At 69.2% G+C, this 14,832-nt stretch carries 13 protein-coding genes and 2 pseudogenes; 8 read left to right on the top strand and 7 right to left on the bottom strand.

What is annotated here, in order from left to right; all coding sequences use genetic code 11:
* Window positions 1-12 precede the first annotated feature (12 nt).
* Both tnpB and ACWGE0_RS14835 read left to right on the top strand, forming a co-directional pair.
* The gene (tnpB, locus tag ACWGE0_RS14840; protein WP_452261434.1) at window positions 13-1,368 is read left to right on the top strand and encodes an IS607 family element RNA-guided endonuclease TnpB; all 1,356 of its coding nucleotides are present in this window, start codon (window positions 13-15) and stop codon (window positions 1,366-1,368) included.
* A gap of 17 nt (window positions 1,369-1,385) precedes the next feature.
* Window positions 1,386-1,988 carry a DUF305 domain-containing protein gene (locus ACWGE0_RS14835; RefSeq protein ID WP_452261433.1) on the top strand — a complete coding sequence of 201 codons (603 nt, stop codon included), beginning with the start codon at window positions 1,386-1,388 and terminating at the stop codon, window positions 1,986-1,988.
* Here the strand turns inward: ACWGE0_RS14835 and ACWGE0_RS14830 are convergent.
* Both ACWGE0_RS14830 and ACWGE0_RS14825 read right to left on the bottom strand, forming a co-directional pair.
* A complete protein-coding gene (locus ACWGE0_RS14830) occupies window positions 1,954-4,359 on the bottom strand; it encodes a tetratricopeptide repeat protein (RefSeq protein ID WP_452261432.1) in 2,406 nt (801 codons plus the stop codon). The two genes, ACWGE0_RS14835 and ACWGE0_RS14830, sit on opposite strands and share 35 nt — an antisense overlap.
* Before the next feature lie 14 nt (window positions 4,360-4,373).
* Window positions 4,374-4,703: an antibiotic biosynthesis monooxygenase family protein gene (locus tag ACWGE0_RS14825; protein WP_452261431.1), complete on the bottom strand. Its 330-nt coding sequence runs from the start codon at window positions 4,701-4,703 to the stop codon at window positions 4,374-4,376.
* Between the two features lie 80 nt (window positions 4,704-4,783).
* Here ACWGE0_RS14825 and ACWGE0_RS14820 point away from each other — a divergent pair, with 80 nt between their 5' ends.
* Window positions 4,784-5,374, top strand: coding sequence for a TetR/AcrR family transcriptional regulator (locus tag ACWGE0_RS14820; protein WP_452261430.1), 591 nt, complete (start codon window positions 4,784-4,786; stop codon window positions 5,372-5,374).
* Here ACWGE0_RS14820 and ACWGE0_RS14815 read toward each other — a convergent pair.
* Both ACWGE0_RS14815 and ACWGE0_RS14810 read right to left on the bottom strand, forming a co-directional pair.
* Window positions 5,367-6,191 carry an SDR family NAD(P)-dependent oxidoreductase gene (locus tag ACWGE0_RS14815; protein ID WP_452261429.1) on the bottom strand — a complete coding sequence of 275 codons (825 nt, stop codon included), beginning with the start codon at window positions 6,189-6,191 and terminating at the stop codon, window positions 5,367-5,369. The genes ACWGE0_RS14820 and ACWGE0_RS14815 overlap by 8 nt on opposite strands.
* A gap of 3 nt (window positions 6,192-6,194) precedes the next feature.
* A complete protein-coding gene (locus tag ACWGE0_RS14810; RefSeq protein WP_452261428.1) occupies window positions 6,195-7,103 on the bottom strand; it encodes an SDR family NAD(P)-dependent oxidoreductase in 909 nt (302 codons plus the stop codon).
* A 71-nt stretch (window positions 7,104-7,174) separates the two neighbouring features.
* On the opposite strand from ACWGE0_RS14810, the gene ACWGE0_RS14805 reads away from it, so the two are divergent.
* From ACWGE0_RS14805 to ACWGE0_RS14785, 5 genes are all read left to right on the top strand, one after another.
* Complete coding sequence (locus ACWGE0_RS14805) at window positions 7,175-8,083, top strand: LysR family transcriptional regulator (RefSeq protein ID WP_452261427.1); 909 nt, start codon at window positions 7,175-7,177, stop codon at window positions 8,081-8,083.
* A gap of 79 nt (window positions 8,084-8,162) precedes the next feature.
* The gene (locus ACWGE0_RS14800; protein WP_452261426.1) at window positions 8,163-9,056 is read left to right on the top strand and encodes an ABC transporter ATP-binding protein; all 894 of its coding nucleotides are present in this window, start codon (window positions 8,163-8,165) and stop codon (window positions 9,054-9,056) included.
* Window positions 9,040-9,765, top strand: a complete 726-nt coding sequence (locus ACWGE0_RS14795; protein ID WP_452261425.1) for an ABC transporter permease — start codon at window positions 9,040-9,042, stop codon at window positions 9,763-9,765. Before ACWGE0_RS14800 ends, ACWGE0_RS14795 begins: the two co-directional genes overlap by 17 nt.
* Before the next feature lie 9 nt (window positions 9,766-9,774).
* Entirely contained in the window at window positions 9,775-10,929 is a 1,155-nt protein-coding gene (locus ACWGE0_RS14790; protein ID WP_452261424.1) for a sensor histidine kinase, read from the top strand.
* A 393-nt stretch (window positions 10,930-11,322) separates the two neighbouring features.
* On the top strand, window positions 11,323-11,946 hold the full coding sequence (locus ACWGE0_RS14785) for a response regulator (RefSeq protein WP_452261423.1): 624 nt from the start codon (window positions 11,323-11,325) through the stop codon (window positions 11,944-11,946).
* Between the two features lie 83 nt (window positions 11,947-12,029).
* Here the strand turns inward: ACWGE0_RS14785 and ACWGE0_RS14780 are convergent, their stop codons facing one another.
* The 3 genes and pseudogenes from ACWGE0_RS14780 to ACWGE0_RS14770 all read right to left on the bottom strand — a co-directional run.
* A complete protein-coding gene (locus ACWGE0_RS14780) occupies window positions 12,030-12,392 on the bottom strand; it encodes an allophanate hydrolase-related protein (protein WP_452261661.1) in 363 nt (120 codons plus the stop codon).
* A 118-nt stretch (window positions 12,393-12,510) separates the two neighbouring features.
* Window positions 12,511-13,332 (bottom strand): annotated as a pseudogene (locus ACWGE0_RS14775) (XdhC family protein); the annotation flags it as partial.
* A 60-nt stretch (window positions 13,333-13,392) separates the two neighbouring features.
* A pseudogene (locus ACWGE0_RS14770) lies at window positions 13,393-14,796 on the bottom strand (NCS2 family permease); the annotation flags it as partial.
* Window positions 14,797-14,832 lie beyond the last annotated feature (36 nt).

Here is a 14,832-nt window from a genome sequence, read left to right as displayed (position 1 = left end):
TACGATCGTGCGGTGAGCCCTGTTCTGCAGGCGTATCGGTATGCGCTTGATCCCACGTTCGCGCAGGTCGCAGCGTTGCGATCGCACTGTGGTGCGCAGAGGTTCGCCTTCAACTGGGGCCTGGCACGGGTCAAGGCCAACCTTGATCAGCGCGCTGCCGAACGTTCCTACGATCTGGACACCGCTGCGCTTACGCCACTCGTCAACTGGTCCGCTTACGGACTGCGCAAGGACTGGAACCTGGCCAAGGGCGATGTGGCGCCGTGGTGGAGTGAAAACTCCAAAGAGGCGTACTCCTCGGGGTTGGCCAACCTCGCCGCCGGGCTGCGCAACTGGACCGACTCCAACAGAGGTCTGCGCAAAGGACGCAAGCTGAGCTTCCCGAGGTTCAAGAGCAAGCGTGCGTTGTCGTCGTGCAGGTTCACCACCGGCGTCTTCGGCCTTGTCGACCACGACCGCCGGCATGTGAAACTGCCCCGAATCGGGTCTGTTCGCACACATGAATCGACGAGGAAACTGGCTCGGCGCGTGGAACGTGGCACCGCACGGATCCGTTCCGCGACAATTTCCTCGCGGGCGGGCCGGTGGTTCGTGTCGTTCTCGGTCGAGATCCACCGCACCGCCACGTCACCGGCCAATCCGCACGACGTTGTAGGCGTGGACCTCGGTGTCAAGTCGCTCGCGGTGCTGTCGACCGGTGAGGTGCTGCCCAACCCCAAGCATCTCGAGCTGGCCCAGCGCACGCTGCGTCGGTTGCGACGGCAGGCTTCCCGCCGAACAGGACCAGACAGGCGCATAGGTCAGTCGCCATCGCAGCGGTGGCGGAAAACGCAGGCCCAGACTGCGCGACTGCACGCGCGAGTGGCGAACGCGCGGCGCGATGGCCTGCACAAACTCACGACTCGTTTGGTCCGCACTTACGGCACCGTGGTGATCGAGGACCTCAACGTCGCGGGCATGCTGCGCAATCGCAAGCTCGCACGCCACGTCGCTGGACTCGGCTTGGCAGAACTTCGTCGCCAGCTGGAGTACAAGTCCGCCTGGGCGGGCGTGTGCTTGCGTGTCGCTGATCGATGGTTTCCCAGTTCCAAGATGTGCTCGGGTTGTCGTGCGGTGAAAGCCAAGCTGCGCCTCGCCGAGCGGACCTACCACTGTCAGGCGTGCGGCTTGATCCTGGACCGGGATCTCAATGCCGCTCGCAATCTCGCGGCTCTCGTCGAGAGCAGGTCTTCGGTGAGTTGCACCGTGACGGTAAACGAGCCCGATGGAAACCCATGTAAGCCATCGCTTGACGGTGCAACGGGTACTGCCACGGGAAGACCCACGTGGTCAACGCCCCGCCGCAAGGCGACGGCTCAGAGTTCATGAACGGTATTCTCCGTCCCATGCGTTCTGCGGTTGTGGTCATCGTGGCGGCATTCGCCCTGTTGGCAGGCTGTACATCGGAGCCGGATGCGGTGCCGGTCATCGCGCCGGACACGCCTGGAGGGTCAGCGCCGACACTGGCGCCGTCGGACGCTTCCCGTGCGGTTCCACCACCGCCGAACGACGCCGACCGGCAGTACGTGGACATGATGATCGCCCATCACGAGCAGGCGCTGGCGATGACCAGGTTCGCCCCCGAGCGCGCCGGGAACGAGACCGTGAAGGGCCTGGCCGACCGCATCCGGTACAGCCAGGAACCCGAGATCGGCGCCATGAAGCAGTGGCAGCGCACGTTCAACATCGTCGGCGGGCACGCCGATCACGCGACGATGCCGGGCATGGCCACGCAGGACCAGTTGAACGCTCTGGGGGCCGCGCGGGGCAAGGACTTCGACCGGATGTTCCTGGAGCTGATGATCAAGCACCACGAGGGTGCGATCAAGATGGCGACGGACGTGCGCGGGGCCGGTGCGAACGTCCAGGTCGAGGAGATGGCGGACGACGTGGTCGCCACGCAGTCGGACGAGATCAACCGGATGAAGGCGCTGCTGCCCACTCTGTGAGACGCCGCCGGGCGTCTTCGGCGCCTTGGTGTTCGAGGTGCTCGTAGAGGGCCAGCGCGTGTTGCCACGCCTGCCGGGCCTGGTCACGGTTGCCCGAGGCGTGGTGGGCGTCGCCGAGACCGCGCAGCGATTCGGCTTCGTCCTCCAGGGATCCGGTGGTGGCGATGAGCTCCACCGAGCGTTCGGCGGCGGCGAGCGCTCCCGGCAGGTCGCCGAGGTTGCGCCGTGCCTTGGCGAGGCTGTCCAGCACCGCGGCTTCGACCAACGCGTGCCCCGTGTCCCGCAGCAGGGCGAGCGCCCGCTCGCAGTACTCGACGGCGGCGCGGTGGTCGCCCAGCTCGCCGCTGAACCAGCCGATCTGGTTCAGCGACGCGGCGACTCCCGCGGCGGATCCCGCTTCCTCGGTCAGCGCCAGCGACTGATGTGCGGCGGCCAACGCCTCGGCGTGGCGCCCCTGGTCGCCGTACAGCGCGGAGAGCACCTGGTAGATGGTGCCGACGGAGAGGGTCTCGCCCAGGGTGCGGTAGTCGTCCATCGCCTCGTTCAGCAACGTCACCGCGTCGTCGAAACGTTCGACACGGCGGTAGGCGCGCCCCAGCGCCTCACGCATCTGGGATCGGGCGTACACGTCGCCGTGCCGGAGGGCCGCCGCCAGCGCGATCTCGGTGACGTCCGTCCACTCGTGCTTGCGGCCCGTGCGGTCGAGAACGTTGGTCATGCACCACGTCAGCTGCCACGCGGAGGTGTCGAACCCCTCCTGTGCCGCGACCGAGACCAGGCCGATCAGCACGTCGATCTCGGCCTCGAACCAGGCCCAGCCCCGCTCCGCGCCGATCGTCTCAGGCGTCACTCCCGGCAGCGGGTCGCTGAGCGGCAACACCCTGCGGGAGAGGTGCAGCGTCTGCATCGTGCGGTGGGCGCTGTGCACGTAGTGGTCGAACAGCCGGCGCAGCGCGTCGTGCCGTTCGTCGTCGGTCGTGAGCTCGCGGGCGAAGAGCCGGACGAGGTCGTGGAAGTAGTAGCGCCCGTTCTCCGTCCGCTGGAGCAGGTGGGCGTCGGTGAGCTCGTCGAGCGCGGGTGACGCGCCCACGAGACTGAGCACGGCCGCCGCGGAGAAGTCCGGGCCGGGGTGTGCGCCGAGCAGCCGGAACAGCCGGGCGGCCGCGGCGCTCAGGCGCTGGTACGACCACGAGAACGCGGCGCGCACGCTGGTCAGCTCTTCGCCGGTGTCGAGGAAGTCGAGCCTGGTCTGCTCGTCGGCGAGTTCGTCGGCCAGCGCGGCGAGCGGGAGCTGGGCGTCGGCGGCCGCGCGGGCCGCGACGACGGACAGCGCCAGCGGCAGACCGCCGCACAGCTCGACCAGGCGGGCGAGTGCCTCGGGTTCCGCGGCCGCACGCTCGGCGCCGATGCGGGCCGTGACCAGTGACGCGGCTTCCGCGTGGCCGAGCGTGCCAAGGCGCAGTTCTCGTGCGCCGGCGAGGTCGCCCATCCGGTCGCGGCTCGTGATGATGACCTGGCAGCGGTCGCCGTCCGGCAGCAGCGGCCGCACCTGGCCGGCGTCGCGGGCGTTGTCCAGCAGGAGCAGCAAACGCTTGTCGGAGACCAGATCGCGGTAGAGCTCGGCCTGGCCGGCGTCGTCGTCCGGCATGCGTTCGTTCGACACGCCCAACGCCGTGAGGAAGCGCCGGATCACCTCCTGCGGCCGGACGGGCTCGATCGCCGGATCGAACCCGCGGAGGTTGACGTAGAGCTGGCCTTCCGGAAAGCGGTCGGCTGCCCGATGGGCCCAGCGCATCGCCAATGCGGTCTTGCCGACGCCGGCGGCACCGCTGACCGCGGAGATCACCAGCGGTCCGTGTGCGGCGTCGAGCTCTTCGAGTTCGTGGTCGCGGCCGACGAACTGGGCCGGTGGCGAGGGGATCTGTTTCGGGACGGTCAGTTTCCGCCGCGCCGCACGGCGTTCCTCGACGAGCGCGGACACCTCGTCGCGCACCCAGGCCGAGTCGATCTCGGCGAGAGCGGGACCGCGCCACAGCTTCAACGCCTCGGCGATCTGGCCCTGCCGGCACAGTTCGCGGAACCTCAGCAGGTCGAGGTCCTTCGGCTCGGCCGCGTAACCGGTGCCGATCGTGCGCACGCAGTTCGCGTCGCCCAGGGCGGTGCGGAGCCTCGTGACGGCCTGGCGCAGTGCGCCGATGCTGCCGCCGTGCGGCCAGGCCCGTTTGATGAGGTCGTCGGCCGGAACAACCTCGTTGGGGCACAAGAGAAGAACGGCGAGCACCGCCTGGCAGCGCCCGCCGGGTACCGCTACTTCACGTCCATTGACCTCGACCGCGAGCGGGCCGAGCACTCGAAAACGCGCATCCCCCACACGGGGAGTATCGCCTAGGCCTCGGTGCGCTGCTGAGGCAGCACCAGGTCTTCTGCGTGCGTGAACCTTTCCGGTTCGTTGCCCGTGACGAGGCGTGCGATCGTGCGGTGACCCTTGTGCGCCTCGCGGAACGCGTCGGAAGCCACCCAGGCCCGGAAGGCCTCCTCCGACTCGAACTCGTTGACCGAGACGTACGGCTGGTCGTCCTTCGTCGGCTTGAGCAGCGTGCTGCGCAGCAGGCCGGGGACTCCGGGGAGGTGGGTGTGCATGTTGCCGCGGAAGTAGCGCTCGAACTCCTCGGACATGTCCGGGTTCACGAACATCCGGTTGGTCGCGATGAACATGCAGGCCTCCCTGATTCCGACGCTCTGTCGGGAACTATTCCAACTCCCCGTCGGGAAAGCAAGCGCGATACGATCCCGATGTGCCGAGGATCAGTGCCGACACCGTGGCGGAGCACCGCGCGAACCGGTTGCGCGCCCTGCTGGACGCGGGGCGGGACATCGTCGCGACCGAGGGAGCGGAGGCGCTGACGCTCGCGTCGCTCGCCAGACGCGTGGGACTGTCCCGGCCGAGCCTCTACGAGTACTTCCGGTCGCGCGAGGAACTGGTCGCCGCGATCGTGTCCGACGCGCTGCCGGAATGGGCGGACAAGCTGGAGGACGCGGTCAACGGCGCCGCGTCCGTGCCGGAGAAGATCGAGGCCTACCTGCGCACCGAGCTGGCGATCATCACCGACGGCAGTCACGGGGCGGTGGTGGCCCTGTCCGCGCACACGTTGCCGGACTCGTCGCGCGAGCAGATCAGGGCCGAGCACGAACGGTTGCTGGCACCGTTGGTCGGCGTGTTCAAGACGGCCGGGGTGCAGCGCGCGCCGCTGCGGGCGATGCTCGTGCACGCGATGGTCGAGGCGACGTCCCGGATGATCACCCCTGGCCGCAACGAGCACAACGAGGCGGTCATCCAGACGCTGCTCGACCAGGTGGTGCACGGGCTGGACCAGCGCATCAGCTGAACGGCAGCACCTCGCCGTTGCGGACGAGCTCACCGTAGTGCTCTGACTTCACCGGGTTGAGGGCGAGGTCGAGCAACGCCGTTGCGGCTTGCGCTGGAGTCGGTGCGGTGCTGACGTTCCACCACAGCGCGGACGTCGGCGTGTTGATCATCCCCGGACAGACTGCGGCGATCAGGATGCCGCGTTGTTCGTCGGATTCCTTGCGCTGCCGGGCGAGCACGCGGACGGCGGCGACCTGGCCGACCTTGGACGGGATGTTCACGAAACCCGGCCACGCACCGGCTTTCGCGCGGCCGTCCTTGATCGCGTCACGCCAGAGCGCGATCTGGTGGTCCACCTCGTCCAAAGTGGACGGCTCGGTGAACCGCTGGTGCAACACCGGTGCCAGGTAGTGCAGCGTGCCCAGCGAACTGGCGACGATCAGCAGTCTGCCGTTGTCGTTGAGCAGTGGCGCGAATGCCTTGAGCAGTCTCGTGGTGCCGAAGTTGTTCACCTCCGTGTACTGGTCGGCGATGACGCGCGGGTCGTCGTCCGGGCCGACGCGCATGACCGCGTTGCCGAAGACGATGTCGATGCCGCCGTGCCGTTCGTGGATCTGCTGGGCGAGCTTGGCGGCCGCGGTGGGGTCGGCGACGTCGAACAGCTCGCCGCGGACCTCGGCGCCGCCGCCGGGCATGGACCCGACGGCGGTCATGACGCGGTTCATGTCGCGACCGGTGAGGTAGACGGTGTCGGTGGGCGCCAGGCGTTGTGCGAGCCCCTCGACCAGGGCCAGGCCGAGGCCCTGGGTGGCGCCGGTGACGAGTGCGGTTGTCATGGTTCAGGCCTTCGCGAGGAGGGTTTCGGAGTACGTCCACAGGCGTGCGGCGCTGTCCGGGTCAAGGGCGTAACGGGCGACACCGTGCAACGGCGGGGCTTCGCCGCGGCGGTCGACGGTCTTTGCCTCGTCGCAGTCGTCGAAGTAGCGGCCGCCGATGCCGTCGAGCAGCGGTGAGGTGGCCACCAGGACCGACGTCGCGGCGCCCTGTTCGGGCGTCTTGATCACGCTGGGGTCTACCGTGCCGCTGCCGCGTCCCTCTGTGTGGCGCTGGAGGTTGGTGTAGATGGCGCCGGGCATCACGGCGTTGGCGGTGATGCCGTCGTTCGCCCATCGACGCGTTGCTTCGACCGCGAACAGGACGTTGGCGGTCTTGCTTTGGCCGTACGCGAGCCACGGGTCGTAACGGCGGAACGCGAAGTTGACGTCGTCGAAGACCACGGGCGAGAGCATGTGTCCGGTGGAGCTGACGGCGACGATGCGAGCGCCTTCCGCCTGGAGAGCGTCGTGCAGGCCCGTGGCGAGGGCGAAGTGGCCGAGGTGGTTGGTGGCGAACTGCCATTCCCAGCCCTGCTCGGTGTACTGCTCGGGGCTCGCCATCACGCCGGCGTTGTTGATCAGGACGTGCAGCGGGCCTCGCCAGTTCTGCGTGAACGTGTCGACGGAGGCGAGGTCGGTCAGGTCCAGTTCGGCGACGCGGACGTTGCCGCCGATGTCCTTCGCGGTCCTCTCACCTGCGGCGACGTCGCGGACGGCCAGGGTGACCTCGGCGCCGGGGCCGGCCAGCGCTCGCGCGGTCTCGATGCCGATGCCGGAGGACCCACCCGTCACGATCACGCGCTTGCCGGTCAGGTCGATGCCCGCGGCGACCTCGGCGGCGGTGCTGCTGAACCCGAACTCTGTTTTGATCACGCCTTCGACGCTAGGCTCGGTCTGGGCATGCGGGTAGCGAAAGTACGTCAACCTGGGTATGCGAGGACGTCATGGCCCTCACGGATGCGTCGCTGGTCGCTCTGCGGGTGTTCCGCGAGGTCGCTGAGCGCGGCACGCTGACCGCGGCGGCGTCCGCGCTGGGCTACACGCAGTCCGCGGTGTCGCGGCAGATCGCGTCGCTGGAACGGGCCGCGGGCGTTGAGCTGCTGGAGCGGCGGCACGACGGCGTGCGGCTCACCCCGGCCGGGCGGCTCGTGTTGCGGCGCGCTTCGGCGGTGGTGGACGAGGTCGACGCGGGTGCGCGGGAGCTGGCCGGGCTGCCCGAGGACGTGAGCACCATCCGGCTCGGCTGGTTCGCGACGGCCGGGGCGTGGTTGGTGCCGCAGGCGTTGTCGTCGTTGGGGCGGACACATCCGTCGATCACGGTCGTCACGCGTGAGGGCAGCACACCGGCGTTGGTTCGCGCGCTGCGTGCGGGCACATTGGACGTTGCGTTGATCGCGTCCTCACCGCCGTTTCGTGCGCCCGACGACGAGACGCCCGCGCTGGCGGCCGACGTGCTGGTCGAACGGAGTCTGCGGGTTGCGGTGCCTGCCGCACATCCGTTGGCGCGCAACGACTTCATTGATGTGGGAGACCTGCGGGGGCAGCGCTGGATCGCCGGGCCCGGTGACCAGTTGGTGATGGGCGTGTGGCCAGGGTTGGACGAACGGCCCGTTGTCGCCCACACGGCGCGTGACTGGCTGGCCAAGTTGCAGCTGGTCGAGGCGGGGTTCGGCATCACGACGGTGCCCGCCGCGCTGGTGGCCGTCGTTCCTGCCGGGGTGCGGGTCCTGCCGGTGCGGGGCGGGCCTGCCGAGCGGCGGCAGATCCTGCTCGCGCGGTTGCCGGGGCCGGTGCCGGAGGCCGTCGAACGGTTGGCCGCCGCGTTGCGCGCCGCCGTGCTGGAGTCTGAGTAGCGGCATCAACCGATCGGTTGATCCGGGTGTCGCCGGCTGTTCGATGATCTTCCGGTCGTGCTGCTCGATCGTGGACGGCATGGCAATCATCGAAGTGCGCGACCTCGGCAAGAGGTACGGGCCGAAGATCGCGGTGGACTCCGTGTCCTTCGAGGTCGCCGAGGGGGAGATCTTCGGCATCCTGGGGCCGAACGGGGCAGGCAAGACGACGACCGTCGAGTGCGTGGCGGGGCTGCGCGTGCAGGACCGGGGGAGTGTGTCGGTGCTGGGGCGGGCGCCCGCTGACGTGCGGTCGGCGATCGGGGTGCAGCTGCAGTCGTCGGAGCTGCCCGAACGGATGCGGGTCAGCGAGGCGTTGTCGTTGTTCTCGTCGTTCTACCTGTCGCCAGCGGACTGGTCCGCCCGGCTGGGGCTCACGTCGCATCTGAAGGCGGAGTTCGGGCAGCTGTCCGGTGGGTTGAAGCAGCGGTTGTCGATCGCGCTGGCGTTGATCGGGTCACCGCGGGTGGCGATCCTGGACGAGCTGACGACGGGGCTGGATCCGCAGGCGCGGCGGGACACGTGGTCGGTGATCGAGGAGGTGCGTGCGGCCGGCGTGACGATCGTGCTGGTCACGCACTTCATGGAGGAGGCGGAGCGGCTCTGCGACCGGGTGGCGGTGTTCCGCGACGGGCGGATCGTCGCGCTGGACACGCCTTCCGCCCTGGTGTCGCGTGTGGACGGTTCGGTGCGGGTGCGGTTCGTGCCGTCCGTGGCTTTGGACGTCGCTCTGCTGCAGGCGCTGCCGGAGGTCGCCGAGGTGACGTCGGTGGGCGAGCAGCTCGTGGTCAGCGGGTCGGAGAACCTGCTGCACGCGGTGACGTCTCTGTTGGCGCGCAAGCAGATCGTGGCGCGGCAACTCCGCGTCGACCAGGTTTCGCTGGACGACGCCTACGTTGAGCTGACCGGGGGTAGTGATGTTGCGGATCATTGAGGTCGAGGCGCGGCTGTTCGTGCGCGATCGGCTGAACTCGTTGTTCGCGATCGTGTTCCCCAGCCTGCTGTTGCTGGTGCTGGGCGCGATTCCGGCAATGAGGACGCCTGATGAGAAGTTCGGTGGTCTGAGCTTCATCGACACGTACATGTCGGCGCTGGTCGTGTTCACGTTGGCGTTCATCGGGTTGCAACGCGTGCCCACGGTCGTGGCGACCTATCGGGAGAAGGGCGTGCTGCGGCGGTTGTCCACCACGCCGATGCACCCGGCGCGGTTGCTGGTGGCGCAGATGGTGGTCAACTTCGCCGCGGTGATCTTGTCGGTGCTGCTCACTATTGTGGTGGGGTACGTCGTTTTTGGCGTCGACCTGCCTCACCATCCACTCGGCCTGGCGTGTGCCGTGGTGCTGGGAGGCGCGGGGACGTTCGCGCTGGGCCTGGTGATAGCCGCACTGGCCCCGAACGCGCGGGCGGCCGGTGGCTGGGCGACGGTGGTGTTCATGCTGCTTATGTTCTTCGGCGGCGTGTACCTGCCGCGGTTCATGCTGCCCTCGGTGGTGCAGACGATCGGCTCGTACTCGCCTCCCGGCGTGGAGGCGCTGCAACAGGCGTGGCTGGGCAGCGCGCCGGACTGGAGGCATCTCGCGATCATGGGGCTGGTGAGCCTCGTGGCGGGTACCGTCGCGGCCAGAACGTTCCGCTGGGAGTAGCTCGTGGACATGGCCGCGTTGGACACGTGGGAGCGCAGGCTCGCCGCGATCGCCAGGGTGATCCCGTACTTCGTGCTGACCGTCACGACGGTGCTGTACGCGATCTTCACGACGCAGCCGGCACCGGAACGCTGGTTCACCTACGGCGTCGTGGCGTCCTGCTTCGTGTGGATGGCGTGGTGGTTCACGTTGCACCCCGCGTGGCGCGACCGTCCTGGGCTCATGGCCGTGTTCATCGGTGGCATGGTCGTGTTCTACGCGGTGCTGGGCCTGCAGGAGCACTGGTTCGGTGCGGTGTCGTACGCGGTGTACGTCTACGCGAGCGAGGTCCTGCGCGGTCGCTGGATGTTCGTGGTGGTGGCGCTGACCGCGGGCCTGGCGGCGCTGTCGTTGTTCGGTGGCTACCCTCCGGAGGGCGAAGAAGCCGCGTTCTGGTTGCTGCTGCTCGTCTTCGTGGTGCTGGCGTGCACCTTCACGTACGTCGGCCACGTGACGACCGAACAGTCCCGGCTGCGCAAGGAACTGCTGGAGGAGAACGAGGGCCTCCACGCCCAGTTGCTGGTGCAGGCGCACGAGGCAGGCGTGCAGGACGAACGCCACCGCATGGCCGGCGAGATCCACGACACCCTGGCCCAGGGCCTGGCGGGCATCATCACGCAACTGTCCGCGGCGACCGGGTCGGACTGGGAACGCCGCGTGGCGGTCGCCGCGGAACTGGCGCGCGCGAACCTGGCCGAGGCCCGCCGCTCGGTGCACGCCCTGCAACCACCCGCTCTGGACTCGGCGGCCCTGCACGAGGCTCTGGACGACGTGGCGGCAGGCTGGTCGAGGCACAACGGCGTACCGGTCTCGGTGACGCTGACCGGAGCCGTGCGCGAAATGCACCCGGAGGTGGAGGTCGCCCTGCTGCGCACCGCCCAGGAGGCCCTGGCGAACGTGGCGAAGCACGCCTCGGCGTCCCGCGTGGGCCTGACCCTGTCGTACATGGAGGACGTGGTGACCCTGGACGTGCGCGACGACGGCGTGGGCTTCGACCTCGCGCGCCCCTCGGACGGCTTCGGCCTGCCCGCGATGCGCCACCGCGTGCACCGCCTGTCCGGCGCGCTGTTCGTGGAGTCGGAGCCGGGATCGGGGACGGCGATCTCGGCGCGGGTGCCGGCGTGAGTGGGGCGCGCTCGGGGGCCGTGTTGGCGTGAGTGGCGCAGGCTCAGGGAGTCGGCGGCGGCCGGGGCGCGAGTGGCGCGCCGTGCGTGCGTCGTGCCGGCGTGGCGGGCGACGGCGTGAGCGGTGCGGGCTCAGGGAGTTGGCAGTGGTCGGAACGCGGGTGGGGTGCGCTGTGCCGGCGGGAGCGCCGGGCCCGGTGTTGGCATGGAGCAGGTGTGCGTACAACCGGCGTGGCGGGTGGATGCGGGGGAGTGGCGTGGTGACAGATGTCGGCATGAGCGGCGGGTGTGGCTTCGACGGTGTGGCGTCCTGGGCCGGGTGCCGGCACGACACGCGTGCTGGCCTGGTCTGCGAAGGCGTGCTGGCTGGCGTTGGAGCTGTGCGGGTGCCCGCATGATCAGGCTGGTGATCGTCGACGACCATCCCGTGGTGCGCGACGGCCTGCGCGGCATGCTGTCCGCCGCACCGGATTTCGAGGTCGTGGGCGAGGCCGCGTCCGGTGACGAGGCGGTCGCGGTCGTCACGGCGATGTCGCCGGACGTCGTGCTCATGGACCTGCGCATGCCCGGCTCCGACGGGCTGTCGGCGATCGAACGGTTGCGCGCACACCCGTGCCGTGTCCTGGTGCTCACCACTTACGACACCGATCGTGACGTGTTGCCGGCCATCAAGGCAGGCGCCACCGGTTACCTGCTGAAGGACACGCCGCGCGACGAGTTGCAGCGTGCGATCCGGGCTGCGCACAGCGGTGAGGCCGTGTTGTCGCCCGCGGTGGCGACGCGGTTGCTGGGGCAGGTGCGGGAGCCGGCGTCGGAGGCGTTGTCCGCGCGGGAGCTGGACGTGCTGGGGTTGGTGGCGAAGGGATCGACCAACCGGGCGGTGGCGGCGGCGCTGTTCATCTCCGAGGCCACGGTGAAGACCCATTTGCTGCACGTGTACGCGAAGCTCGGCGTCTCGGATCGGGCGGCGGCCGTCGCGGTGGCATATGAGCGCGGGTTGTTGCGCAGCGGGCGATGAGGTCCACCGCGGCGGGACCACTTCGGTTGGTCCCGCCGCGTGCGGCAACTCCCCCTTGCCAATGGCACCCCCGTGCCACTTCCTCACCCCTCGCGATGAAGGAACTCCCGCCAGTCGCCGAGATACGAGATGTCCCGGATGTCACCCGATCGGAGTAGCGACGCGTCTTCGAGGACCGCGTCGCGCAGCACGGTGGCCAGTGCGGCGCTGCCGTCCTCCAGTTCGATCACGCCGATCTCCAGTTCCGGCGGTTCGGCGGGCACGAGGTGGTCGCGCAGGATGGTCAGCGGCAGGTCGTAGAGCTCACCGACCACCTGTGCCGACCCCGATTCGTGCATCGCGGGGAACTTGCCCCGCACCGAGAAGTAGCGATACCTCGCCGCACTGCGCGCCCGGCACACCATCGGGGTGCCCTGGAGCTGGTCGTGCAGCGGGCCGCCCTGCATGCCGCCGCCGTTGAGGAAGATCAGTGCCATGACTCTCCGGGGTCCGGTGGATGGGTGAGGACAGTGAGGACAGCGGCAGGCCGGTGCCGCCGTGGCGCAGGGCCACGAGTTCGGCCGCGATGGACACGGCCGTCTCCGCCGGGCTGCGGCCGCCGAGGTCCAGGCCGATCGGTGACCGCAGCCGGGCCATCGCGGCCTCGGGCACGCCCGCCTCGCGAAGCCGGTCGAGTCGCTCGAAGTGGGTGCGGCGGGAGCCCAGCGCGCCGACGAACGCCAGCGGCCGGGACAGCGCCTCGGTGAGCACCGGGATGTCGAACTTCGGGTCGTGGGTCAGCACCACCACCGCCGTGTCGGAATCGGTGTGAGTGGCGGCGAGATAGCGGTGCGGCCAGTCGACGACAACGGAGTGCGCCGCGGGAAAACGATCAGCAGTCGCGAAGATCGGGCGGGCGTCGCACACCGTGACGTGGTAGCCGAGGAAACGCCCGATCTCGGCCACGGCGGCGGCGTGGTCGATGGCGCCGAACACCAGCAGGCGCGGCGGTGGCAGCCACGACTCGGTGAACACACGGCCCTCGACACCGAACCGCAGCGAGACCGGATGTCCGTCCACAGAGGCCTGAAGAGCCGCGCGCAACGAAGGGGTGTCGCGCTGCACCAGGACGTCCAGCGAACCGCCACAGGTCAAGCCGACCGAGAACGCCGTGTCGTCGGAGTAGCCGAACGTGGCCAACGACGAAACGGACGTTTCCAGAACAGTGCGGGCCAGCTCGTACACCTCGGCCTCCACGCAGCCGCCGGACACGCTGCCGATCACCTCGCCCGCCGGGCCGACCGCCATCGCGGCGCCGACCGGGCGTGGTGCGCTGCCCCGCACGGCCACCACCGAGGCGACCGCGAACCGGTCCCACGACAGCAAAGTCGATGCCAGGTCACGCATCCGAACCTCCCTCAGGCGAGAGGTGCGGCCGGGGGGGCGCCCGGCCCGGCCCCCCCGGCACAGTCCCGGGATCACCTGCACCCCCCAGAAAAAGGCGGACAAAAGGGCGAGGCCGGTCATCAGCCAGCCAGGCCAGCGGCCCTTGCAGATGCGCAGCACGACGTAGGACACGAGGCCCGCGCCGATGCCGTTGGTGATCGAGTACGTGAACGGGATGATGGCCACGGTCAGGAACACCGGGATGGTGAAGTCCGTGTCCTGCCAGGGAATCCGGCGGATCTGGGTCATCATCAGGCCGCCGATCACCACCAGGGCCGGTGCCGCGGCCTGCGCGGGCACCACGGTGGCCAGCGGCGTGAAGAGCAGCGCCACCAGGAACAGGCCGCCGGTCACCAGTGAGGCCAGGCCGGTTCGGGCGCCTTCGCCAACGCCCGCCGCCGACTCCAGGAACACGGTGTTCGGGGCCGAACCCGTGACGCCACCGGCGATCGCACCGGCGCCGTCGACCATGAGGATCTTGCCCATGCCCTCGACCTTGCCGTCACGGGTCAGGCCCGCTTCGTCGGACACCGAGGTGATGGTGCCCATCGCGTCGAAGAAGCCGGACAGCACCAGGGTGAACAGGAAGATCGTCGCCGCGATCACGCCGGCCGACACGAAGCCGCCGAACAGGTCCACCCTGCCGAACAGACCGAAGTCCGGTGAGCCCACCACGGAAGAAGGCAGCGTCGGCGTCACCAGCCCCCAGCCCTTGATCGTGAAGACCGAGTTCACCACCACGGCGACCACGGTGGCGACGACGATGCTGATCAGGACGGCGCCGGGAACACCCCGGGCCATCAGGACGATCATCAGCAGCAGGCCGAGGCAGAAGATCACGATCGGCCAGCCGCTCAGGTGGCCGTCCACGCCCATCCGCACCGGGACCGTGGACCCGACGGCATCGGGCGTGTGGGTCACGAACCCGGCGGAAACCAGTCCCACCAAAGCGATGTAGAGGCCGATGCCCACGGTGATCGCGATCTTCAACGGCTCGGGGATCGCGTTGATGATGCGCTCACGGACGCCGGAGGCGGCCATGATCACGATGCACACGCCCTCCAGCACCACCAGACCGAAGGCCTGGGCCCACGTCATGGTCGGCGCCATCTGGAACGCCACCACGCCGTTGACGCCGAGACCTGCGGCGATCGCCAGCGGCGCGTTGCCGACCAGTCCCATCAGGATGGTCATCACGCCGGCCGCGAGTGCGGTCGCGGTGGTGATCTCGGCGATGGTGAGCTTGGCGCCGGTGATGTCGGCGGACGCGCCGAGGATCAACGGGTTCAGCAGCACGATGTACGACATCGCGACGAAAGTCGTTATGCCACCCCGAACTTCACGGCCCAACGAGCTGCCACGTTCGGTGATGCGGAAGAACTGGTCGAGGGCCGACGTCGATTGTCGGCTCCGTAACTGGGTCATGGAGGACGGCCTTTCCCATGCCGGTGGGCGCGTTCC

The sequence above is a fragment of the Lentzea sp. NPDC054927 genome, from assembly GCF_053610285.1.
The sequence above is the reverse complement of the archived record's forward strand: the minus strand, read 5'-3'. Positions and strand labels throughout refer to the sequence as shown.

Coding starts and splice junctions, on each gene's coding strand:
- ACWGE0_RS14835 (WP_452261433.1), top strand. CDS start 1,386: ATGCGTTCTGCGGTTGTGGTCATCGTGGCGGCATTCGCCCTGTTGGCA.
- ACWGE0_RS14800 (WP_452261426.1), top strand. CDS start 8,163: ATGGCAATCATCGAAGTGCGCGACCTCGGCAAGAGGTACGGGCCGAAG.
- ACWGE0_RS14805 (WP_452261427.1), top strand. CDS start 7,175: ATGGCCCTCACGGATGCGTCGCTGGTCGCTCTGCGGGTGTTCCGCGAG.
- ACWGE0_RS14825 (WP_452261431.1), bottom strand. CDS start 4,703: ATGTTCATCGCGACCAACCGGATGTTCGTGAACCCGGACATGTCCGAG.
- ACWGE0_RS14785 (WP_452261423.1), top strand. CDS start 11,323: ATGATCAGGCTGGTGATCGTCGACGACCATCCCGTGGTGCGCGACGGC.
- ACWGE0_RS14815 (WP_452261429.1), bottom strand. CDS start 6,191: ATGACAACCGCACTCGTCACCGGCGCCACCCAGGGCCTCGGCCTGGCC.
- ACWGE0_RS14780 (WP_452261661.1), bottom strand. CDS start 12,392: ATGCAGGGCGGCCCGCTGCACGACCAGCTCCAGGGCACCCCGATGGTG.
- ACWGE0_RS14795 (WP_452261425.1), top strand. CDS start 9,040: ATGTTGCGGATCATTGAGGTCGAGGCGCGGCTGTTCGTGCGCGATCGG.
- ACWGE0_RS14790 (WP_452261424.1), top strand. CDS start 9,775: ATGGCCGCGTTGGACACGTGGGAGCGCAGGCTCGCCGCGATCGCCAGG.